General features: G+C 67.7%; 21 protein-coding genes and 2 tRNA genes. 5 read left to right on the forward strand and 18 right to left on the reverse strand.

Annotated elements, in window-relative coordinates; translation table 11 throughout:
* Window positions 1-112 precede the first annotated feature (112 nt).
* The 3 genes from valS (at window position 113) to ACZ5Y9_RS11370 (ending at window position 3,527) form a co-directional block, all read left to right on the forward strand.
* Window positions 113-2,728: a valine--tRNA ligase gene (gene valS / locus ACZ5Y9_RS11360; protein WP_336640137.1), complete on the forward strand. Its 2,616-nt coding sequence runs from the start codon at window positions 113-115 to the stop codon at window positions 2,726-2,728.
* Window positions 2,728-2,943 (forward strand): hypothetical protein, encoded by a 216-nt coding sequence (locus ACZ5Y9_RS11365; RefSeq protein ID WP_247622146.1) that lies wholly within the window; start codon window positions 2,728-2,730, stop codon window positions 2,941-2,943. The genes valS and ACZ5Y9_RS11365 overlap by 1 nt, the downstream gene beginning before the upstream one ends.
* Before the next feature lie 86 nt (window positions 2,944-3,029).
* Complete coding sequence (locus tag ACZ5Y9_RS11370) at window positions 3,030-3,527, forward strand: GyrI-like domain-containing protein (RefSeq protein WP_247622145.1); 498 nt, start codon at window positions 3,030-3,032, stop codon at window positions 3,525-3,527.
* On the opposite strand, the gene ACZ5Y9_RS11375 is transcribed toward ACZ5Y9_RS11370, so the two are convergent.
* The 11 genes from ACZ5Y9_RS11375 to ACZ5Y9_RS11425 form a co-directional block, all read right to left on the reverse strand.
* Window positions 3,461-4,081: an NUDIX hydrolase gene (locus ACZ5Y9_RS11375; RefSeq protein ID WP_247622144.1), complete on the reverse strand. Its 621-nt coding sequence runs from the start codon at window positions 4,079-4,081 to the stop codon at window positions 3,461-3,463. The genes ACZ5Y9_RS11370 and ACZ5Y9_RS11375 overlap by 67 nt on opposite strands.
* The gene (clpX, locus tag ACZ5Y9_RS11380) at window positions 4,078-5,346 is read right to left on the reverse strand and encodes an ATP-dependent Clp protease ATP-binding subunit ClpX (protein WP_247622143.1); all 1,269 of its coding nucleotides are present in this window, start codon (window positions 5,344-5,346) and stop codon (window positions 4,078-4,080) included. Before clpX ends, ACZ5Y9_RS11375 begins: the two co-directional genes overlap by 4 nt.
* Window positions 5,347-5,529: 183 nt before the next feature.
* The gene (locus ACZ5Y9_RS11385) at window positions 5,530-6,381 is read right to left on the reverse strand and encodes an aldehyde dehydrogenase family protein (RefSeq protein WP_247622142.1); all 852 of its coding nucleotides are present in this window, start codon (window positions 6,379-6,381) and stop codon (window positions 5,530-5,532) included.
* Window positions 6,378-7,820 carry an aldehyde dehydrogenase family protein gene (locus ACZ5Y9_RS11390; protein WP_247622141.1) on the reverse strand — a complete coding sequence of 481 codons (1,443 nt, stop codon included), beginning with the start codon at window positions 7,818-7,820 and terminating at the stop codon, window positions 6,378-6,380. The genes ACZ5Y9_RS11385 and ACZ5Y9_RS11390 overlap by 4 nt, the downstream gene beginning before the upstream one ends.
* Window positions 7,821-7,834: 14 nt before the next feature.
* Window positions 7,835-8,836 carry a deoxyribose-phosphate aldolase gene (gene deoC, locus ACZ5Y9_RS11395; protein ID WP_464471378.1) on the reverse strand — a complete coding sequence of 334 codons (1,002 nt, stop codon included), beginning with the start codon at window positions 8,834-8,836 and terminating at the stop codon, window positions 7,835-7,837.
* The gene (locus tag ACZ5Y9_RS11400; protein ID WP_464471379.1) at window positions 8,833-9,768 is read right to left on the reverse strand and encodes a sugar-binding transcriptional regulator; all 936 of its coding nucleotides are present in this window, start codon (window positions 9,766-9,768) and stop codon (window positions 8,833-8,835) included. Before ACZ5Y9_RS11400 ends, deoC begins: the two co-directional genes overlap by 4 nt.
* 152 nt (window positions 9,769-9,920) lie before the next feature.
* Complete coding sequence (locus tag ACZ5Y9_RS11405) at window positions 9,921-10,562, reverse strand: ATP-dependent Clp protease proteolytic subunit (RefSeq protein WP_247622138.1); 642 nt, start codon at window positions 10,560-10,562, stop codon at window positions 9,921-9,923.
* Between the two features lie 20 nt (window positions 10,563-10,582).
* The gene (locus ACZ5Y9_RS11410; protein ID WP_247622137.1) at window positions 10,583-11,179 is read right to left on the reverse strand and encodes an ATP-dependent Clp protease proteolytic subunit; all 597 of its coding nucleotides are present in this window, start codon (window positions 11,177-11,179) and stop codon (window positions 10,583-10,585) included.
* 80 nt (window positions 11,180-11,259) lie between these two features.
* The gene (locus ACZ5Y9_RS11415) at window positions 11,260-11,742 is read right to left on the reverse strand and encodes a tetratricopeptide repeat protein (RefSeq protein WP_247622136.1); all 483 of its coding nucleotides are present in this window, start codon (window positions 11,740-11,742) and stop codon (window positions 11,260-11,262) included.
* Between the two features lie 70 nt (window positions 11,743-11,812).
* Complete coding sequence (tig, locus tag ACZ5Y9_RS11420) at window positions 11,813-13,276, reverse strand: trigger factor (protein WP_464471380.1); 1,464 nt, start codon at window positions 13,274-13,276, stop codon at window positions 11,813-11,815.
* A 60-nt stretch (window positions 13,277-13,336) separates the two neighbouring features.
* Window positions 13,337-13,410, reverse strand: a tRNA-Pro gene (locus tag ACZ5Y9_RS11425).
* Window positions 13,411-13,517: 107 nt separating this feature from the next.
* Between ACZ5Y9_RS11425 and ACZ5Y9_RS11430 the strand changes: the two genes are divergently transcribed.
* A tRNA-Gly gene (locus ACZ5Y9_RS11430) sits at window positions 13,518-13,591 on the forward strand.
* A gap of 101 nt (window positions 13,592-13,692) precedes the next feature.
* Window positions 13,693-14,910, forward strand: a complete 1,218-nt coding sequence (locus ACZ5Y9_RS11435) for a hypothetical protein (protein ID WP_464471381.1) — start codon at window positions 13,693-13,695, stop codon at window positions 14,908-14,910.
* A 73-nt stretch (window positions 14,911-14,983) separates the two neighbouring features.
* On the opposite strand, the gene ACZ5Y9_RS11440 is transcribed toward ACZ5Y9_RS11435, so the two are convergent.
* The 7 genes from ACZ5Y9_RS11440 to whiA all read right to left on the reverse strand — a co-directional run bounded on the left by ACZ5Y9_RS11440 (window position 14,984) and on the right by whiA (window position 20,572).
* The gene (locus ACZ5Y9_RS11440; RefSeq protein WP_247622133.1) at window positions 14,984-15,337 is read right to left on the reverse strand and encodes an RNA polymerase-binding protein RbpA; all 354 of its coding nucleotides are present in this window, start codon (window positions 15,335-15,337) and stop codon (window positions 14,984-14,986) included.
* On the reverse strand, window positions 15,337-15,585 hold the full coding sequence (gene secG, locus ACZ5Y9_RS11445; protein WP_247622132.1) for a preprotein translocase subunit SecG: 249 nt from the start codon (window positions 15,583-15,585) through the stop codon (window positions 15,337-15,339). Before secG ends, ACZ5Y9_RS11440 begins: the two co-directional genes overlap by 1 nt.
* An 81-nt stretch (window positions 15,586-15,666) precedes the next feature.
* On the reverse strand, window positions 15,667-16,458 hold the full coding sequence (gene tpiA / locus ACZ5Y9_RS11450) for a triose-phosphate isomerase (protein WP_336640130.1): 792 nt from the start codon (window positions 16,456-16,458) through the stop codon (window positions 15,667-15,669).
* Window positions 16,449-17,663 carry a phosphoglycerate kinase gene (locus ACZ5Y9_RS11455; protein ID WP_247622130.1) on the reverse strand — a complete coding sequence of 405 codons (1,215 nt, stop codon included), beginning with the start codon at window positions 17,661-17,663 and terminating at the stop codon, window positions 16,449-16,451. The genes tpiA and ACZ5Y9_RS11455 overlap by 10 nt, the downstream gene beginning before the upstream one ends.
* Before the next feature lie 10 nt (window positions 17,664-17,673).
* On the reverse strand, window positions 17,674-18,678 hold the full coding sequence (gene gap, locus ACZ5Y9_RS11460) for a type I glyceraldehyde-3-phosphate dehydrogenase (RefSeq protein ID WP_247622129.1): 1,005 nt from the start codon (window positions 18,676-18,678) through the stop codon (window positions 17,674-17,676).
* Between the two features lie 104 nt (window positions 18,679-18,782).
* Window positions 18,783-19,409, reverse strand: a complete 627-nt coding sequence (locus ACZ5Y9_RS11465; RefSeq protein ID WP_464471382.1) for a superoxide dismutase — start codon at window positions 19,407-19,409, stop codon at window positions 18,783-18,785.
* A gap of 185 nt (window positions 19,410-19,594) precedes the next feature.
* Window positions 19,595-20,572 (reverse strand): DNA-binding protein WhiA, encoded by a 978-nt coding sequence (gene whiA, locus ACZ5Y9_RS11470; RefSeq protein WP_247622127.1) that lies wholly within the window; start codon window positions 20,570-20,572, stop codon window positions 19,595-19,597.
* Between the last annotated feature and the right edge of the window lie 55 nt (window positions 20,573-20,627).

A 20,627-nucleotide genomic window follows, 5' to 3' on the forward strand; every position in this document is an offset into this window, starting at 1 on the left:
TGGGTCGATTTGCGACGGCATCCGCTCGCGTGTGCCCTCGCTAGACTGGTGGGCACACCCACACTCAGGCACGCTCACACAGTGCCGCATACATCGCTCGAGGAGACCCTTCATGCCTGCTTCCGAAATCGCGCAGAACCAGATTCCCGACAAGCCCGCACTCGAAGGTCTCGAAGCGAAGTGGGATGCCGCCTGGGCGGAGCAGGGCACCTACCTGTTCGACCGCTTGCGGGCGGCGCAGTCCGGCCGCGACGGCGTGTACTCGATCGACACCCCGCCGCCGACGGCATCCGGCAGCCTGCACATCGGTCACGTGTTCTCGTACACGCACACCGACGTCAAGGCGCGCTTCGAGCGCATGCGCGGCAAGACGGTGTTCTACCCGATGGGCTGGGACGACAACGGCCTCCCGACCGAACGCCGCGTGCAGAACTACTACGGAGTGCGCTGCGACCCGTCGCTGCCGTACACCCCCGACTTCACTCCCCCGTTCGAGGGCGGCGACAACAAGTCGAGCCGTGCCGCCGACCAGCTGCCGATCAGCCGCCGCAACTTCATCGAGCTGTGCGAACGCCTCACCCTCGAGGACGAGAAGCAGTTCGAGGCGCTGTTCCGCCAGCTCGGCCTGAGCGTGGACTGGACGCAGACGTACCGCACGATCTCGGACGACACGATCCGCCAGAGCCAGCTCGCCTTCCTGCGCAACATCGAGCGCGGTGAGGCGTATCAGGCCCTCGCGCCGACGCTCTGGGACATCGACTTCCGATCCGCGATCGCGCAGGCCGAGCTCGAGGACCGCGAGCAGCAGGCGGCCTATCACACGATCGAATTCCCCTTCGCGGACGGATCGGGGTCGATCGCCATCGACACCACCCGCCCGGAACTGCTCCCCGCATGCATCGCGATCGTGACGCACCCCGAGGGCCCGCACAAGCACCTGATCGGCACGAAGGTGCGCACGCCCTTCTTCGGCGCCGAGATCGAGATCCACGGTCACCACCTCGCTCAGCCCGACAAGGGCACGGGAGCCGCGATGGTCTGCACCTTCGGCGACGTGACCGACATCATCTGGTGGCGCGAACTGCGCACCGCCGCCGGCGAGTCGCTGCCGAACATGACCACGATCGGCCTGGACGGTCGCTTCCTGCCGGAGGCGCCCTCGACCGTCGCCGACGCCGACGCCCGCGCCTGGTACGCCGAGGAGGTCGCCGGCAAGACGGTCTTCAGCGCCCGCAAGGCGATCGTCGAGAAGCTGCAGGAGACCGGCGACATGACCGCGGTCGGCAAGCCGTTCAGCCACGCGGTGAAGTTCTTCGAGAAGGGCGACCGCCCGCTCGAGATCGTGTCGACGCGCCAGTGGTACATCCGCAACGGCGCCCGCGACGGCGACCTGCGCGAGCAGCTGCTCTCGCACGGCACCGAGCTGAACTGGTACCCGGACTTCATGCGCGTGCGCTACGAGAACTGGGTCGGCGGACTCACGGGCGACTGGCTCGTTTCGCGTCAGCGCTTCTTCGGCGTGCCGATCCCGCTCTGGTACGGACTCGACGAGAACGGCGAACGCGACTACGAGCGCGTGATCGTGCCGGATGCCGCGTCGCTTCCGATCGACCCGACCACTGACGTGCCCGACGGTTACACCGAGGACCAGCGCGGCGTCGCGGGGGGCTTCGACGCCGAGGCCGACATCTTCGACACCTGGGCGACCTCGTCGCTCACCCCGCAGCTCGCCGGAGGGTGGCAGCGCGACGAGGAGCTGTGGAACCTCACGGCCCCGTTCGACCTGCGCCCGCAGGGCCAGGACATCATCCGCACCTGGCTCTTCTCGACCATGCTGCGATCCGTGCTCGAAGACGGCCGCTCGCCGTGGCGCAACGCCGCGATCAGCGGTTTCATCGTCGACCCCGACCGCAAGAAGATGTCGAAGTCCAAGGGCAATGTGGTCACGCCCGCCGACATCCTCGAGACGCACGGATCGGATGCCGTGCGCTACTGGTCCGCATCGAGCCGCCTCGGCGCCGATGCCGCCTTCGACCCGCAAAGCCCGACGCAGGTGAAGATCGGTCGTCGTCTCGCGATCAAGGTGCTGAACGCGGCGAAGTTCGTGCTGTCGTTCCCGGTGCCCGAGGGCGCTCAGGTCACGCACGCCCTCGACGCTTCGATGCTCAGCGCGCTCGACGGAGTGATCGCCGAGGCCACCGCCGCGTTCGAGAACTACGACCAGGCCCGTGCGCTCGAGATCACCGAGGCGTTCTTCTGGACGTTCTGCGATGACTACCTCGAGCTGGTGAAGGAACGTGCCTACAACCAGAACGACGTGGGGCAGGCATCCGCCGCCCTCGCGCTGCGCCTCGCCCTGTCGACCCTGCTGCGGCTGCTCGCGCCCGTGCTGTCGTTCGCGACCGAGGAGGCCTGGTCGTGGTTCGAGGAGGGCTCGGTGCACACCGCAGCCTGGCCCGAGGCTCTCGGCATCGAGGGCGACACCGCCGTATTGTCGGCCGCGAGCGAGGCGCTGATCGGTATCCGCCGTGCGAAGACCGAGGCCAAGGCGTCGCAGAAGACTCCGGTGTCACGTGCGGTGATCGCCGCGCCCGCCACGAAGCTCGTTGCTCTCGAAGCCGCCGCCGACGACCTGCGGGCCGTGGGCCGGATCGCCGAGCTGGAGTTCGTGGAGGCGGATGCCTTCGCCGTCACCGCCATCGAGCTCGCACCGACCGAGGCTTCCTGATGCAGCTGGGCACGCGCTGGGCCACCGGTTCCGAGGCTCCCGCATCGGTTCCCGCGGCTCTCCGCCCCGCGATCGCCGAGGTCGAGTCGCGCGGAGTCACCGGTCACTGGACACTCACCTGGCTCGAGGGGCGTGCGATCGCCGAGCTCGACGCCGGCTGGGAGGTCCTGCAGTCCGCGACGGGTGAGGTCATCGCCCGCCCGTTCGAGGACTGACGCCCTGCAGTCATCGTGAGAGGCCCCTCCGCCCACCGGCGGAGGGGCCTCTTGCGGTTTCCGCGGGAAGCCCCGACGATGTGGGCATGAACGCCTTTCCCGACAGCCCGTTCGGCGCGATGGAGCGCCTCACTCTCGATCCCGCTCCTCTGGCGGTGATCCGGCACGAGAGCATCCGCATCGCAGACCTGCGCAACGCCTTCGACACCGGCTACGGCGCGATCGCCGCCTTCTTCCACGACGGCACGCTCGTGCCGGCGGGGCCCGCCGTGGCGATCTACCACGGGGACCCCATGGGCGTTTTCGACCTGGAACTCGGCTTCCCCGTCACGACAGCGCCGACGGATCCACTGATCACCGCGAGCGGCGCGTCGGTGCAGGCGTCCACCCTTCCATCCGGCGACGCCGCCGCGACGACGCACATCGGATCGTACGACGGTCTCGGGCGGGCGTGGATGGGCCTCGCCGAGAGAGCCGGCGCGGAGGGCCTGCACCACCGGGGGATCTGGATCGAGGTCTACGTCTCCGACCCGACCGAGGATCCCGAAGAGCTGCGCACCGACCTCATCCTGCCGGTCGCCTGAGGTCCCGTCGTCCGGAGGAACTCCTCCGCCTTGTACCAGGTGAGCTGGTGATAGCTCTGATGCAGGTGCTCGGCGAGGCCCTCGAACGGAACCACATGGACTCTGATGTCCTCGTTCTCGTCGAGCGACTGCTCGGACGTCGGTTGACAGCCGAGCGCCACGAAATGATGGACGCGGTTCGTGTGGTTGCCGAAGTTCGCCCACGTCGCACCGAGCGCGATCATCGACGCCGCCTCGTATCCGGTCTCCTCTCGGAGTTCGCGGGCGGCTGCGACGGCCACGTCTTCACCCTCGGCTACGCCACCGCCGATCGTGCCCCACGCGACGATGCCGGCCCCGTGACGATACTCCTCGACGATGACGGCGTCGCCGGCGGTGTCGATGGCGAGCACGGACACCCAATCGCCGTATTCGAGAACGTAGTACGGCGCGATCGTCCGCCCTCGGGCATCGACGCAGTCATCGGCACGCACCGAGATCCACCGATCGGAGACGATGGTTTCGGACCGGCGGGTCTCCCAGGGTTCGGGCGACGACGCCCGGTCCGAGGTCACGCGCTCTTGCGCTTGCGCTCCATCACGATGGTGGGAGGCGCGCCTTCATCGACGGCGGCGCGGGTCACGATCACCTTGGCGACGTCTTCGGCCGAGGGGATCTCGAACATGATCGGACCGAGCACGTCTTCGAGGATCGCGCGAAGGCCCCGAGCGCCGGTCTTGCGCTCGACGGCGAGGTCGGCGATCGAGCGGAGCGCGTCGTCTTCGAATTCGAGCTGCACGCCGTCGAGCTCGAACATGCGCTGGTACTGCTTCACGAGCGCGTTGCGCGGGCCGGTGAGGATGTCGATCAGGGCATCCTGGTCGAGCGGAGACACCGAGGCGATCACGGGCAGACGGCCGATGAACTCGGGGATCAGACCGAACTTGTGCAGGTCGTCGGGCAGCACCTCGCTGAAGAGATCGAGATCCTTGCCCTTGTCATGCAGCGGGGCGCCGAAGCCGATGCCGTGCTTGCCGACGCGTGCCGAGACGATGTCTTCGAGACCCGCGAACGCTCCGGCGACGATGAACAGGACGTTCGTGGTGTCGATCTGCAGGAACTCCTGGTGCGGATGCTTGCGTCCACCCTGCGGTGGGACCGAGGCGACCGTGCCCTCGAGGATCTTGAGCAGCGCCTGCTGCACGCCCTCGCCCGAGACGTCGCGTGTGATCGACGGGTTCTCGGCCTTGCGGGCCACCTTGTCGATCTCGTCGATGTAGATGATGCCCTGCTCGGCGCGCTTGACGTCGTAGTCCGCCGCCTGGATGAGCTTGAGGAGGATGTTCTCGACGTCTTCACCGACGTAGCCGGCCTCGGTCAACGCGGTCGCATCGGCGACGGCGAACGGCACGTTGAGCCGCTTAGCGAGCGTCTGGGCGAGATAGGTCTTGCCGCACCCGGTCGGCCCGATGAGCATGATGTTGCTCTTCGCGATCTCGACCTCGTCGGCCTTCTGCTCCGCCGGCTGCAGCGTGCTGTGCGCGCGCGTGCGCTTGTAGTGGTTGTAGACGGCGACGGCGAGCGCCTTCTTAGCGGGCTCCTGACCGACGACGTACTCCTCGAGGAAGGAGAAGATCTCGCGGGGCTTGGGCAGATCGAAGTCCGTCACTCCCTCGGCGGAGGACTCGGCCATCCGCTCCTCGATGATCTCGTTGCACAGCTCGACGCACTCGTCGCAGATGTACACACCGGGGCCAGCGATGAGCTGCTGCACCTGCTTCTGGCTCTTTCCGCAGAACGAGCACTTGAACAGGTCAGCGCTTTCACCGATACGGGCCATGCGCGTCCTCCTATGGGGGATCCAGAGATCGTGCTTCGAGCCTAACCTCTGCATCGGACACCGGGACGCATTGGGACAGGGGCCGTGTCAGAGAGCCTCGGTTCGGAGCGCTCGACACGACGAAGGGCCGGCCCGCAGCATCCTGCGAACCGGCCCCTCGTCGAGAAATCGGATCAGGTCGGATCAGATCATGCTCTTGGTGTGCCACACGGTCTTGACCTCGGTGAACGCCGCGATGCGTTCGGGCGAGGCGACGACCTCACCCGGCGCGACCACGCGCTTGAGCGTCTCGGCGGCCGCGATCTGCAGGTCGACCCACTCGAGCGCACCGGCACCCGCGAGGTCGAGCGCGTTCACGTCCTGATGCGAGGCGAGCCACGGCGCGATCTCGGCCGGCGAGCCGGTGAGCACGTTCACCACGCCGCCGGGCACGTCGCTGGTCGCGAGCACCTCGGCGAGGCTGATGGCCGACAGCGGATGCCGCTCACTCGCGATCACGACGACCGTGTTGCCCGCGACGAGCGCCGGTGCCACGACCGAGACGAGACCGAGCAGCGCCGAGTCCTGCGGTGCGACGATCGCGACGACACCCGTCGGCTCGGGAACGGTGATGTTGAAGTACGGACCCGCCACGGGGTTCGCGTTGCCGGCGACCTGCGCGTACTTGTCGCACCATCCCGCGTACCAGACCCAGAGGTCGATCGCCTCGTCGACCTGCGAGGCTGCGGCCGATGCCGACAGCCCTTCCTGGGCGACGATCTCATCGATGAACTGCGCGCGACGGCCCTCGAGCACCTCTGCGACGCGGTAGAGCACCTGGCCGCGGTTGTACGCGGTGGCGCCCGACCAGCCCTTCACCGCGGAACGCGCCGCGACGACGGCATCCCTGGCGTCCTTACGCGAACCCTGCGCCGCGTTCGCGAGGAAGGCTCCCTTCGGTGAGACGACCTCGTAGGTGCGTCCCGACTCGCTGCGCGGGAAGGCGCCGCCGATCGCCAGCTTGTACGTCTTCGGCACGGTCAGTCGCTTGCTCATGCTGCCGATCCCTTCAGGTAGGCGGTGAGACCCTGGCGGCCGCCCTCGCGGCCGTAACCGGACTCCTTGTATCCGCCGAACGGGCTCGACGGGTCGAAACGGTTGAACGTGTTCGCCCACACCACGCCCGCGCGCAGGCGGTCGGCGACGGCGAGGATGCGCGATCCCTTGTCCGACCAGATGCCCGCGGAGAGGCCGTAAGGGGTGTTGTTGGCCTTGGCGATCGCCTCGGCCGGCGTGCGGAAGGTCAGCACCGAGAGCACCGGGCCGAACACCTCGTCACGCGCGATGCGGTGCGAGGCCTCGACGCCGGTGAAGATCGTCGGGGCGAACCAGAAGCCCTTCTCCGGGATCGCGCAGTCCGCGGTCCAGCGCTCGGCGCCCTCCGCCTCGCCGATGTCGCTGAGCTCGCGGATGCGTGCCAGCTGGGCTGCGGAGTTGATGGCGCCGATGTCGGTGTTCTTGTCGAGCGGGTCGCCCAGACGCAGCGTCGACAGGCGCGTCTTGAGCCGGTCGATGACCTCGTCGTGGATCGACTCCTGCACGAGCAGGCGGCTTCCGGCGCAGCACACGTGCCCCTGGTTGAAGAAGATGCCGTTGACGATCCCCTCGACCGCCTGGTCGATCGGCGCGTCGTCGAACACGATGTTCGCGGCCTTGCCGCCGAGTTCGAGCGTGAGCTTCTTGTTCGTGCCGGCCACCGCCTTCGCGATGTCGCGGCCGACGCCGGTCGAACCGGTGAAGGCGACCTTGTCGACGTCGGGGTGGCGCACGAGGGCCGCGCCCGTCGGCCCGGCACCGGTGATGATGTTGACGACACCGGCGGGCAGGTCCGCCTGCTGCAGGATCTCCGCGAAGATCAGCGCGGTGAGCGGCGTCGTCTCGGCGGGCTTCAGCACGACCGTGTTGCCTGCCGCGAGAGCGGGGGCGAGCTTCCACGCGAGCATCAGCAGCGGGAAGTTCCACGGGATGACCTGACCGGCCACGCCAAGCGCACGCGGGTTCGCGCCGAGGCCGGCGTGATCGAGCTTGTCGGCCCACCCGGCGTAGTAGAAGAACCAGGCGGCGACCAGGGGCACGTCGACGTCACGGCTCTCCTTGATCGGCTTGCCGTTGTCGAGGCTCTCGGCCACGGCGAGCTCGCGGGCGCGCTCCTGCACGAGGCGGGCGATGCGGAAGAGGTACTTGCCGCGGTCGCGACCGCTCATCCGCGACCACGTCTTCTCGTAGGCACGGCGTGCAGCGGCGACGGCGCGGTCGACGTCGTCATCGCTCGCGGTCGCGATCTCGGCGATGCGCTTCTCGGTCGCGGGCGAGATGGTGGTGAAGCTGTTGCCGGATCCGTCGACGAACTCACCGTCGATGAAGAGGCCGTAGCTGTCCTTGAGGTTCAGCAGCGCCGTGGATTCCGGCGCGGGGGCGTATTCCAGAAATGACATTTTGCGTATCCCAGTCAGTCGATCGTGACGTAGTCGGGGCCGGAGTAGTGGCCGGTGGTGAGCTTCTGACGCTGCAGCAGCACGTCGTTGAGGAGGCTCGAGGCGCCGAAGCGGAACAGGTGCGGCTGGAGCCACTCCTCCCCCACGGTCTCGGCGACGGTGACGAGATACTTGATCGCGTCCTTCGAGGAGCGGATGCCGCCGGCGGGCTTCACACCGATCTTCTCGCCGGTCGCGCGGTGCCAGTCGCGCACCGTCTCGAGCATGAGCAGCGTCGTCGGGAGAGTCGCCGCCGGCTGCACCTTTCCGGTCGAGGTTTTGATGAAGTCGCCACCCGCGAGGATGCCGAGCCACGACGCCCGCTTGATGTTGTCGTAGGTGTTCAGCTCACCGGTCTCGAGGATGACCTTGAGCGAGGCGTAGCTGCCGTCCTCGCGGCGGCAGGCTTCCTTCACGCGCGCGATCTGGTCGAACACGATCCCGTAGCGCCCGGAGAGGAATGCTCCCCGGTCGATGACCATGTCGATCTCGTCGGCTCCGGCGGCGACGGCCTCGGCCGTGTCGGCGAGCTTGATCTCGAGCGACGAACGGCCGCTCGGGAACGCCGTCGCGACGGCGGCGACCGAGATCAGCCCCTCGTCGGGATCGCCGTGCAGGGCACCGAGTGCGGTCACCGCGTCTCCGACCATGTCGCCGTAGACGCACACCGCGGCGACCTTCGGGGTCGTGGGGTCCGCAGCATCCGGGTTCTTGGCCTTGGCGACCAGAGAACGCACCTTGCCGGGGGTGTCGGCCCCCTCGAGAGTGGTGAGGTCGATCAGCTTGATGATCGTGTCGAGAGCCCACGCCTTCGACGTCGTCTTGATCGATCGCGTGCCCAGGCCCGCGGCGCGCTGCTCGAGGCCGACGGCGTCGACGCCGGGGAGGCCGTGCAGGAAGCGGCGGAGCGTCGCGTCGTCGGGATCTCCGCCGAGCACGTCCACCGCCGTTCTGCGGGTCAGTTCATTGGTCGTCATCGTTCCTCCAACAATGCTCGTGCTGTGGTCTCATCTGTCACCAGTACCCCGCACAGGCCGCTGGTGACGACGGTGCGGGCGATGTCATGCTTCGCGGGGCCGGCGGTGACGAAGATCGCCTTCTTCGCTCCGCGCAGGCGGTCGAGGCTCACGCCGACCGTACGGGCGTCGAGCTGCGCGTCGACGATGTTGCCCTCGGCATCAACGTAGCGGCCGAGCACGTCTCCGACGGCTCCGCGTCGGGCGAGCTCATCGACGTCTTCGGCGCTGAGGTAGCCGTTCTCGACGTGCGCCGAGGAGGCGTCGCACGGACCGGCCGTGAACAGGAAGGCCTGCGCGTCGGCGGCCTCCTCCAGGATGCCGGCGACGGTGCGATCGGACTCGATCGCCTGTTTGGTCTCGACGCGCTCGAGGATGGCGGGGCTCGGCAGCAGCGACACCTGCCCGTTCGCGCGCTGCGCGATCGTCACGGCGAGCCCTGCGGCCCCGCCCGAGCGGCGGTTCAGGCTCACTCCCCCGTTGAGCTGGACGACGGTGACGCCGTTCGCCCACCCGTCGGGAAGAGCTTCGGCCACCGCGCGGAGAGTGCGCCCCCAGCTCACTCCGAGCGTGCGGGGAACGGGACGGAGCGCGGTGAGGAAGTCTGCCGCTGCTTGGGCGACGCGTTCCAGCGTGCCGTCATCGCCCTCGGGGGCGGGCACCACGACCGCGTCGCTCAATCCGAAGCGCTCGACGACTTCCCGCTCGAGGCCGAGACGCCGGGCGCGCGGGTGGATGATCTCGATGCGGACGATGCCGCGCTCGCGCGCCTGGGTCAGCAGACGGCCGACCTTCCAGCGCGAGATCTTGAGGAGTCCGCCGATCTCGTCTTGCGTCTTGTCCTCGTCGTAGTACAGCTCGGCGACCCGGACCATGAGCAGTTCGTCTTCCACGGCATCCTCCTTCCGTGATCCAGCGTACGACGCTTCCCGCGTTGGTGCACGCTCATGCTCATATGAGCAGTGAGAGGCATCCGTCCGCACATCTGCCGGGTACGACGAAGGGGTGTCGGTCAGATGACCGACACCCCTTCGAAGAGAGTGACTCAGGCGCGCTTGCGCGAGGTGAGCACCTGATCGACGATCCCGTACTCCCGAGCCTGCTCGGCCGAGAGGATGTTGTCGCGATCGATGTCGCGGTTGATCTGCTCGACCGGCTTGCCAGTGTGCTTCGCCATGGTCTCTTCGAGCCAGGTGCGCATGCGGAGGATCTCCGCCGCCTGGATCTCGATGTCGGACGCCTGCCCCTGGCCCGCCTCGCCCATCGCGGGCTGGTGGATCAGAACGCGAGCGTTCGGAAGCGCGAGACGCTTGCCCGGCGCGCCGGCCGCGAGCAGCACGGATGCCGCGGAAGCCGCCTGGCCGAGGACGACGGTCTGGATCTGCGGCGCGACGTACTGCATCGTGTCGTAGATCGCCGTCATCGCGGTGAACGAGCCACCGGGCGAGTTGATGTACATCGTGATGTCGCGCTCGGAGTCCTGGCTCTCGAGCACGAGGAGCTGGGCCATCACGTCATCGGCGGATGCGTCGTCGACCTGCACGCCGAGGAAGATCACGCGATCTTCGAACAGCTTGTTGTACGGGTCCTGGCGCTTGAAGCCGTAGGCCGTGCGCTCCTCGAACTGCGGGAGCACGTAGCGGCTGGAGGGCAGGTTGCCTGCGGATTGGAAAGTGGGCGTGTACATGGTGTCCTTTCGAATCCGGATTACGCGGCGTCGTCGGCCGTGCCGCCGCCACCGGTGACGTCGCTGGCGTGCTCGCGGATGTGATCGACGAAGCCGTACTCGAGCGCCTCCTCGGCCGTGAACCAGCGGTCCCGGTCGCCATCGGCGTTGATCTGCTCGACCGACTTGCCCGTCTGGCCGGCGGTGATCTCGGCGAGGCGCTTCTTCATCGAGAGGATGAGCTGCGCCTGGGTCTGGATGTCGCTCGAGGTTCCGCCGAAGCCGCCGTGGGGCTGGTGCAGCAGCACACGTGCGTTCGGGGTGATGTAGCGCTTGCCCTTGGTGCCGCTGGTGAGCAGCAGCTGCCCCATGGAAGCGGCCATGCCGATGCCGACGGTGACGATGTCGTTCGGCACGAACTGCATCGTGTCGTAGATCGCCATTCCTGCGGTGATCGAGCCACCGGGCGAGTTGATGTAGAGGTAGATGTCCTTTTCCGAGTCCTCTGCGGCGAGAAGAAGGATCTTCGCGCAGATCTCGTTGGCGTTCTGGTCACGCACCTCTGAGCCCAGCCAGATGATGCGATCCTTCAGCAGCCTGTCGAAGACGCTCGTCGCGACAAGGGGTTCTGCAGCCATTTCAGCTCCTGTTTCCGTGTTCGTGCTTCGAATCTACCGGCGACCGCGCAGCCTCCAGGCCGTTGTTCGCCGTCGGCATATCAGCGTGGCGGATCGACCAGTTCGCGGGCGTATCCGGTGACCGAGCGCGTGTACCGCGGCAGGTGCGGCGCGAGCGCCTCCAGCGCGATGGCGGCGCCGCGCACGGGATCGCCGCTCGACACCAGTGCGAGGGCGTAGAAGGCCGACGCCGCATCGCCGAACGCGCCGCCTCGCTCCCGCTCGGCCCGGAGCATGTCCAGCGCCTCGTCGGTGTGCCCGAGGTTCCGCAGCGTGCTCGCGAGCTGGATGACGGCCTGCGGCCGATGCTCCTCGTCGAGACCTTCGGCGAGAGCACGTCGGTAGAGCACCTCGGCCTCCGCCTCGATACCGGCGGAGTCACGGGCCCCCGCCCGCTCGAACAGAGCACGGGCATCGTCGTCGCTCCGCTCCGCCGCGAGAGCGTCGATGCGCGTGATTCGCTCCGCATCGGTCAGGGCGTCGTCCGCCCACACGGCATCGATCCGCGTGTCCCAGTCATCCATCGGTTACTCCTTCGCTGATGAGAAAGGGGCGGATGCCGCAGCATCCGCCCCTTTCATCGTGATCGTGAGATCACTCGGCCTTGTCGGCCGCCTTCTTGGCCGGGGCCTTCTTGGCGGCGGGCTTCTTCGCAGCCGGCTTCTCGTCGGCGTCGGCATCGGCCGCCTTCTTGGCGGGAGCCTTCTTCGCCGCAGCCTTCTTGGCCGGAGCCTTCTTCTCGGCGGGGGCCTCCTCGGCCTCCGCCGCCTCTGCCTCGTCATCGGTCACGATGAAGTCCGACAGATCGACCGGCTTGCCGTTGGTATCGACGACCTTGACCTTGCCCAGGGCGACCGCCAGCGCCTTGTTGCGCGCGACCTCTCCGACGAGGGCGGGGAGCTGGTTCGACGACTGCAGAGCCTCGACGAACTCCTGCGGCGCCATGCCGTACTGCGCGGCGGACTGCACGAGGTACTGGCTGAGCTCCTCCTGCGAGACCTGCACGTCGGCCTGCTCGGCGATCGTGTCGAGCAGCACCTGCGTGCGGAACTGCTTCTCGCTCGCCTCGGTGACCTCGGCACGGTGGACGTCGTCCTCGAGGCGGTTCTCGCCCTCGAGGTGGTTATGCACCTCGTCCTCGATGAGCTGCGGCGGAACCGGGATCTCGATCTGCTCGAGCAGCGTCTCGACGAGCTTGTCGCGCGCGGCCGACCCCTGGGTGAAGACGCCCTGCTGCGACACGCGCTCGGCGAGGCTGGCACGCAGCTCGGCGATCGTGTCGAACTCGCTCGCGATCTGCGCGAAGTCGTCGTCGGCCTCGGGGAGCTCGCGCTCCTTGACAGCCTTGACGGTCACGGCGACCTCTGCCTCGGAACCGGCGTGGTCGCCGCCCACGAGAGCCGAACGGAAGGTGGTGTCCTCACCGGCGGTGAGCGACTCGATCGCGTCGTCGATGCCCTCGAGCAGCTCGCCCGAGCCGACCTCGTAGGACACGCCCTCGGCGCGGTCGATCTCGGCGCCGTCGATGGTGGCGACCAGGTCGAGCTCGACGAAGTCGCCCTTCGCTGCGGGGCGGTCCACGGGGACCAGCGTGCCGAAACGCGCGCGCATGTTCTCGAGCTCGGCATCGAGAGCGGCGTCATCCGCCTCGACAGCGTCGACCGTGAGGGTGATGCCCTCGTAGGAGGGGAGTTCGATCTCGGGGCGCACGTCGACCTCGACGTCGACGAGCAGGTCGCCGGAGAAGTCCTTCTCGCTCGGCCACTGGGTGATGTCGGCCGACGGACGACCGACGATGCGCAGCTTGTGCTCGGCGCTCGCCTCGCGGAAGAACTTGTCGAGACCCTCGTTGACCGCGTGCTCGATGACGGCACCGCGGCCGACGCGCTGGTCGATGATGGGAGCAGGGACCTTGCCCTTGCGGAAGCCGGGGATCTGGACGTCCTGAGCGATGTGCTCGTAGGCGTGAGCGATGCTCGGCTTGAGGTCGTCCGGGGTGACCGTGATGGTGAGCTTGACCCGGGTCGGGGTCAGCTTCTCGACGGTGCTGTTCGCCATGCTTGTGTGTCTCCTTGTGATTTCCGCGGTGCACCGCGGCCGTGAGCCTTGGGGGCCGTGTCGGGGCGACAGGAGTTGAACCTGCGACCTCCCGCTCCCAAAGCGGGCGCTCTACCAAACTGAGCTACGCCCCGGGGAATCCGCACGCAGATTCAGCCCCACCGAGTCTAACGGACAGGAGCATGCCTCAGAGTCCGGTATAGTCGATGAGTCGGCAACCGAGCTTCCGGGCTCGTTTTCCGGGGCTGTAGCTTAGTGGTAAAGCCTTAGTCTTCCAAACTAATGATGCGGGTTCGATTCCCGTCAGCCCCTCCACATCACGAAGGCCCTCGTCGCGAGACGAGGGCCTTCGTCGTCCGCGGCATCTCCTAGACTCGAGGGCATATCCACGTGGTGCCACGACGAGGGGGATGCCGGTGAGCGACGGGAATCGACCTCCGAACGGGCTTGTCCCCCTGAACGGCCACCACCATCTCCCGTTCCGGTTCTCCGGCGGAACCGAGGCGGTCGTCCGTCGCCGCCGCTCCGCGCCGAAGGCCCTCGTCTTCGGAATCGTCGGAGCAGCCCTCGCCGTCGGGGCGTTCACGACGGTTCACATCGGCGCCAATCTCCGCTTCGATGATGCGGCCGATTCGTACCAGGCGATCCGCACCGACACGATCTCCGCCCGCACGGCGCTCGACTCCGGTGTCGACGGGCTGACCGCGACCACCACCTCCGCCGATCAGCTGGTCGCTGCCGACACCGGCGTGTTGATGGACGGCATCCCGCTCGACGATCTCACCACGGCGATCGCCGACGCGAAGGACGAGACCGCGACCGCCCAGGAGCTGACGGCGCAGGACCCGCCGCGACTCGGTGAGAAGCCGGGGTGGTTCTGGGAGCTGTTCGGCACCGCGGATCTTCTCGATGCCCAGGCCGACGACGCCGACGCACTCCTGACCGACCTCGACGCGCAGCTCCCCGTGGTGGAACAGGCCGACGCCGCGATGGTCGACGCCGCCAGCACGATCGTCACCGGTGCCGCCGCCGCCGTTCCCGCTTTCGAAGCCGCGCACCTCTCCGCGAAGAACCTCGACATCATCTCGATGCGCGCGGCCGCCGAGGACATCGCCCCGCTCACGACGCTCGACGAGGATGCCGTGGCTCGCTTCACCGCACTCCAGGCGTCCGCCGCCCAGGTTGTCGTCTCTCAGGATGCGGAGATGGCGGAGAAGGCCGGCCCGCTGCTCGGCGCCCGGCTCGAGATCGAGGCGTTCGCTCGTTCGCTCGCCCCGGGCGTGCTGCTTGAGTTCGACTGGGCCCCGATCGTGAACGGTGCGGGCGACAACGGGAGCATGGGCGGCTACACGACCTGGTGGTGGGACGAGCCCGACCGCTCCGTGATCCTGCTGTCGAACTCGGTCGCCGAGCAGTGGCCTGCCGATCGGAGCAAGGCGCTCGTCGCGCATGAGGTCGGCCACGCGATCAGCGTGAAGTGCGAGGACATGTACGACTCCTCCACCCAGGACAGCATCGAGAAGTGGGCGACCGCCTGGGCGATCAGCATGGGATTCTCCGATGATGCGAACGGCGTCTGGGCCTACGGCTACCCGCCGGAGAGCTACATCGCCGCGGCCGCCGGTTGCCGCTGACGCCGCGGCGCGGGCCGGACGACGAAGCCCCCGCGATTCGATCGCGGGGGCTTCGTGATGTCTGTCTGCGGAACTACTGCCCGCGACGCTCGCGCAGCTGAGTGAGCGCATCGTCGAGGAGCTGGACGGCCTCCTCGTCGGTGCGACGCTCCTTCACGTACGCGAGGTGCGTCTTGTACGGCTCCGTCTTCGCCAGCGCAGGCGGGTTCTCACGATCGCGACCGGCCGGCAGACCGGACTGCGGGTGATCGATCGTGTCGGGAATCTCCTCTTCGGGCAGGCCTGCCGCGAAGTAGCGAACCGTCTCGTTGCCGAGGCCGTCCCAGTACGAGACCGCGATGCGGTCGGCGTGGTAACCGTGGTCCTGCTCGCCCATGGGGCCGGAGCCGACGCGGGTGCCACGAATGGCGTTGCCACCGGTAGCCATCAGATCACCTCGAACTTCGTGATGAGTCCCAGCGCGACGATCGCCACGAACCAGGCCAATGCCAGAACGACCGTGAAGCGGTTCAGGTTGCGCTCGGCGAGACCGGACGAGCCGACAGCCGAGGACATCCCTCCCCCGAACATGTCGGAGAGGCCGCCACCGCGACCCTTGTGAAGAAGGATGAGAAGGGTCAGCAGAACGCTGGTGATGCCCAGCACGACCTGCAGGACGAACTCGAGAATTGCCACGAGAAAGAGCCTTTCGCTGGGGCAGGAGTGCCCCCGTAACGGTCAAGTATACGGTGCAGCGGGGCCGAAGCCCCGCTGCACTCACACTCCGACGTGCTTCTCGAAGCGGATGATCGCAGCGAACTCGTCCACGACGAGGCTCGCGCCGCCGACCAGTGCACCATCGACGTCGGGCTCGCGCATGAAGCTCGCGATGTTCGCGGACTTCACCGAACCGCCGTAGAGGATGCGCGTGCGGGCGGCCGCATCGTCGCCGAGGACCTTCGCGACGACACCGCGCAGCGCGGCGCAGACATCCTGCGCCTGCTGCGGCGTCGCGGCCTGTCCGGAGCCGATGGCCCAGACGGGCTCATATGCCACGACGATGTCGGCGGATGCCGGCACGTTCTGCAGCGCGACCTCGAGCTGACCGGCCGGAACGGCGCTGGCCCCGAACTTCTCGAGGTCCTCCGCGGTCTCGCCGACGCAGATCACCGGCACGAGACCGTGCTTGAGCGTCGCCTGCACCTTGGCCGCGACGACCTCGTCGGTCTCAGCGTGGTACTCACGACGCTCCGAGTGGCCGAGGATGACGTACTTCGCATCCAGCTTGGCGAGGAACGCACCGGAGATCTCACCGGTGTACGCACCCGAGTCGTGCGCCGAGACGTCCTGCGCGCCCAGGGCGAACGGGATCTTGTCGGCGTCGATCAGCGTCTGCACGCTGCGGATGTCGGTAAAGGGCGGGAACACCGCGACCTCCACGGAGCCATCCTCGTGCTTGGCATCCTTCAGCGTCCAGTGCAGCTTCTGCACGAACGCGACCGCCTGCAGGTGGTCGAGGTTCATCTTCCAGTTTCCCGCGATCAGCGGGGTACGGGCGTTCAGGCCCATCCGAGCACCTCCAGGCCGGGTAGTTTCTTTCCCTCGAGGAACTCGAGGCTGGCGCCGCCGCCGGTCGAGATGTGGCCGAAGCGGTCATCGGCGAATCCGAGCTGCCGCACGGCCGCGGCGGAGTCTCCCCCACCGACCACGCTGAGCCCGTCCACCTCGGTCAACGCCTGCGCGACGGTCTTCGTACCGTTCGCGAAAGCGGGGAACTCGAACACGCCCATCGGGCCGTTCCAGAACACCGTCTTCGATCCCCGGATGACCTCCGCGAACCGTGCAGCGGTCTCGGGACCGATGTCGAGGCCGATGCCCGACGAACCGAACGCCGTCGACTCGATCGCATCGGCGGCCGTGATCTCGTGCGCCGCGTCTGCGGAGAACGAGGCAGCCACGACCACGTCGGTCGGGAGCACGAGCTCCACGCCGCGCTTCTCGGCCTCCGCGATGTAGCCGCGCACGGTATCGAGCTGATCTTCTTCCAGAAGACTCGAGGCCACGTCGTGGCCCTGCGCCTTGAGGAAGGTGAACAGCATGCCGCCACCGACGAGGATCCGATCGACGCGCGGCAGCAGGTGCGAGATGACGCCCAGCTTGTCGCTGACCTTCGACCCGCCGAGCACGACCGCGTACGGGCGCTCGGGGTTTTCCGTGAGGCGATCGAGCACGTCGAGCTCGGTCGCGATCAGCAGACCGGCGGCCGAGGGCAGGATCTCTGCGAGGTCGTAGACGCTCGCCTGCTTGCGGTGCACGACACCGAAGCCGTCGGAGACGAGGACGTCGCCCAGCTCCGCCAGCTCGGCCGCGAACGCAGCACGGGTCGCGTCGTCCTTCGAGGTCTCCCCCGGGTTGAAACGCAGGTTCTCGATCACGACGACGTCGCCGTTCTCGAGCGACTCCACGGCATCCTTCGCGGACTCGCCGACCGTGTCACGCGCGAAGGCGACCGGCTTGCCGAGCAGCTCGGACAGTCGCTGAGCGACCGGCTCGAGGCTGTACTGGGGGTCGGGCGCGCCGTCGGGGCGTCCGAGGTGCGAGCACACGACGACGCGGGCGCCGGCGTTGATGAGGGCGTTGAGGGTCGGCAACGAGGCGCGTACACGGCCATCGTCCGTTATGACCCCGTCCCGCAGGGGGACGTTCAGGTCACAACGGACGATGACGCGCTTGCCCTCGAGCGAACCCAGTGAGTCCAGGGTGCGCAGAGTCATGGGGCGATGCTCAGAGACGCTCTGCCACGTACTCGGTCAGGTCGACGAGACGGTTGGAGTAGCCCCACTCGTTGTCGTACCAGCTGGAGAGCTTGACCTGGTTGCCGATGACGCGGAGCAGGCCGGCGTCGAAGATCGACGAGTGCGGGTCGGTGACGATGTCGCTCGAGACGATCTCGTCCTCCGTGTACTTGAGGATGCCCTTGAGGGGGCCCTCGGCGGCAGCCTTGTACGCGGCCTTGATCTCGTCGACCGTGACCGGGGTCTTGGTCGTGATCGTGAGGTCGGTGATCGAGCCGGTCGGCACCGGCACGCGCAGCGCGAAGCCGTCGAGCTTGCCCTTGAGCTCCGGGAGGACCAGGCCGATGGCCTTCGCCGCACCCGTGGAGGTCGGGACGATGTTGATCGCTGCCGCGCGAGCACGGCGCAGGTCGCTGTGCGGGCCGTCCTGCAGGTTCTGGTCGGCCGTGTAGGCGTGGACCGTCGTCATGAGGCCGGTCTCGATGCCGAACGCGTCGTTGAACACCTTGGCGAGCGGCGCGAGGCAGTTCGTGGTGCAGGAGGCGTTCGAGATGATGTGGTCGGTCGCCGGGTTGTAGGTGTCCTCGTTCACGCCCATCACGATGGTCGCGTCGTCGCCCGTGGCGGGAGCCGAGATGAGAACCTTCTTGGCGCCGGCGTCGATGTGCTTCTTCGCGAGCTCCGCCTTGGTGAAGAAGCCGGTCGACTCGATGACGATGTCGACACCCAGCTCGCCCCACGGGAGGTTGGCGGGGTCGCGCTCGGCGAAAGCCTTGATGACGTTGCCGTTGACGGTGATGCTGTTCTCGTCGTAGCTCACCTCGGCGTCGAGGCGACCGGTGATCGAGTCGTACTTCAGCAGGTGCGCCAGGGTCTTGTTGTCGGTGAGGTCGTTGACCGCGACGATTTCGATGTCTGCTCCCTGCGCGAGAGCCGCGCGGAAGTAGTTGCGTCCGATACGGCCGAAGCCGTTGATACCGATCTTGACAGACACTCAGGTCTCCTGATTTTCTCGTGCGCTTGCGCGCGGTTTCTACTAGAGAAGCGTGGACAACGGCGTCCCGACGGGCGAATCGTCCGTCGGGACGCCCGTCTTGTTTACGACAGTACCAGCAGGCCAGCGGTCTTCTCGCGGGCCACCTCGAAGCGCTGGGCGACGTTCTCCCAGTTGGCGATGTTCCACGCGGCCTTGACGTAGTCGGCCTTCACGTTGAGGTAGTCGAGGTAGAAGGCGTGCTCCCACATGTCGAGCTGGAACAGCGGCACGGTGCCCTGCGCGGTGTTCGCCTGCTGGTCGAACAGCTGCTGGATGATCAGGCGGGCGCCGATCGGGTCCCAGCTCAGCACGGCCCAGCCGGAACCCTGGATGCCGGTGGCCGCCGCCGTGAAGTGAGCCTGGAACTTCTCGAACGAACCGAAGTAGTCGTCGATCGCAGCCTTCAGCTCGCCCTCGGGCTGGCCGCCACCGTTCGGCGAGAGGTTGGTCCAGAAGATCGAGTGGTTGACGTGCCCACCGAGGTTGAACGCGAGGTCCTTCTCGAGCTTGTTGACGTTCGCGAGGTTTCCGCTGTCGCGCGCCTCGGCGAGCTGCTCGAGCGCGGTGTTCGCACCGGTCACGTACGCCTGGTGGTGCTTGTCATGGTGCAGCTCCATGATCTTTCCACTGATGTGCGGCTCGAGAGCTGCGAAGTCGTAGGGGAGGTCGGGGAGCGTGTAGGTCGCCATATCGCTTTCATCCAATCCGCGCCGCGCCGCGGCGCTTGCCGATCCTCCGCGCCGCCGAGATGCGGCGAGGAGCGGACGTAACTCATCCTACTGACGCCAACGCCCGACGGCATCGGATCCTTCCGCTGAATGACGAAGAGAGCCGACCCTTGACAGGGCCGGCTCTCTTGTGTGCGAGGAACGGGTCAGACGTCGAGCCCGGCGGGCACCGCCGCCTCGGTCCCGGGGATCCCGTCGTGCTGCGCCTTCTTGTCGGCCATCGCCAGAAGACGACGGATGCGACCGGCGACGGCATCCTTCGTCAGCGGCGGATCGGCATGGTGTCCGAGTTCGTCGAGACTCGCATCGCGGTGTGCGAGACGCAGCTCCCCCGCCACGCGGAGGTGATCGGGGACCTCGTCGGCGAGGATCTGGAGCGCGCGCTCGACGCGCGCGCAGGCGGCGACGGCGGCCTGCGCCGAACGACGCAGGTTCGCGTCGTCGAAGTTGACGAGACGGTTGACGCCGGCGCGCACCTCGCGGCGCTGGCGCAGTTCCTCCCAGGCCACCGCGGTGCGGTGGGCACCCATCTCGCTGAGGATGGCACGGATCGCCTCGCCCTCGCGCACGACCACGCGCGGCATTCCGCGGACTTCACGGGCCTTCGCGGCGACGCCCAGGCGATGCGCGGCACCGACGAGCGCCATCGCGGCCTCCGACGACGGGCAGACGACTTCGAGCATGGCGGAGCGGCCGGGTTCGCTGAGCGAGCCGGCGGCGAGGAACGCCCCGCGCCAGAGACCGGCGAGCTCCGAGCGCGAACCGGTGGTCAGGCGGTTCGGGAGTCCACGCACCGGACGACGACGCTGGTCCAGGAGACCGGTCTGACGGGCGAGGGTCTCCCCCGAGTCGATGACGCGCACGGCCCATCGGGCGCCCTCATTGGCGGTGCTGGACTGCACCTGGGCGATCTCGGGACGAACACCGTAGATCTCAGCGAGATCCCGGGCCACGCGACGCGCGAGGGTCTCGGCATCCACTTCCGCTTCGACGGCCACCCGGCCGGCGATCGAGTGCAGGCCGCCGGCGAACCGCAGGATGGCGGTCACCTCCGCGACTCGCACCGTCGGGGGTGCATTTCGGATGCTGACCAGCTCGGCCTTGACGTCGGTGGTGAGTGCCACGGGGCTCCTTCTACGTTCACGCGTCGGGTCGCGACGCAAACGTCCAGCTTACCGG

Source organism: Microbacterium sp. T3-8 (genome assembly GCF_055398145.1).

Bases quoted from the DNA above. Each gene is read 5' to 3' on its own strand.
- valS (WP_336640137.1), top strand. From the start codon at position 113: ATGCCTGCTTCCGAAATCGCGCAGAACCAGATTCCCGACAAGCCCGCA.
- ACZ5Y9_RS11410 (WP_247622137.1), bottom strand. From the start codon at position 11,179: ATGGCTGCAGAACCCCTTGTCGCGACGAGCGTCTTCGACAGGCTGCTG.
- ACZ5Y9_RS11385 (WP_247622142.1), bottom strand. From the start codon at position 6,381: ATGAGCAAGCGACTGACCGTGCCGAAGACGTACAAGCTGGCGATCGGC.
- ACZ5Y9_RS11370 (WP_247622145.1), top strand. From the start codon at position 3,030: ATGAACGCCTTTCCCGACAGCCCGTTCGGCGCGATGGAGCGCCTCACT.
- ACZ5Y9_RS11415 (WP_247622136.1), bottom strand. From the start codon at position 11,742: ATGGATGACTGGGACACGCGGATCGATGCCGTGTGGGCGGACGACGCC.
- ACZ5Y9_RS11440 (WP_247622133.1), bottom strand. From the start codon at position 15,337: ATGGCTACCGGTGGCAACGCCATTCGTGGCACCCGCGTCGGCTCCGGC.
- ACZ5Y9_RS11390 (WP_247622141.1), bottom strand. From the start codon at position 7,820: ATGTCATTTCTGGAATACGCCCCCGCGCCGGAATCCACGGCGCTGCTG.
- deoC (WP_464471378.1), bottom strand. From the start codon at position 8,836: ATGACGACCAATGAACTGACCCGCAGAACGGCGGTGGACGTGCTCGGC.
- clpX (WP_247622143.1), bottom strand. From the start codon at position 5,346: ATGGCCCGTATCGGTGAAAGCGCTGACCTGTTCAAGTGCTCGTTCTGC.
- ACZ5Y9_RS11365 (WP_247622146.1), top strand. From the start codon at position 2,728: ATGCAGCTGGGCACGCGCTGGGCCACCGGTTCCGAGGCTCCCGCATCG.
- tig (WP_464471380.1), bottom strand. From the start codon at position 13,276: ATGGCGAACAGCACCGTCGAGAAGCTGACCCCGACCCGGGTCAAGCTC.
- tpiA (WP_336640130.1), bottom strand. From the start codon at position 16,458: ATGGGCCTGAACGCCCGTACCCCGCTGATCGCGGGAAACTGGAAGATG.
- ACZ5Y9_RS11465 (WP_464471382.1), bottom strand. From the start codon at position 19,409: ATGGCGACCTACACGCTCCCCGACCTCCCCTACGACTTCGCAGCTCTC.
- ACZ5Y9_RS11455 (WP_247622130.1), bottom strand. From the start codon at position 17,663: ATGACTCTGCGCACCCTGGACTCACTGGGTTCGCTCGAGGGCAAGCGC.
- ACZ5Y9_RS11405 (WP_247622138.1), bottom strand. From the start codon at position 10,562: ATGTACACGCCCACTTTCCAATCCGCAGGCAACCTGCCCTCCAGCCGC.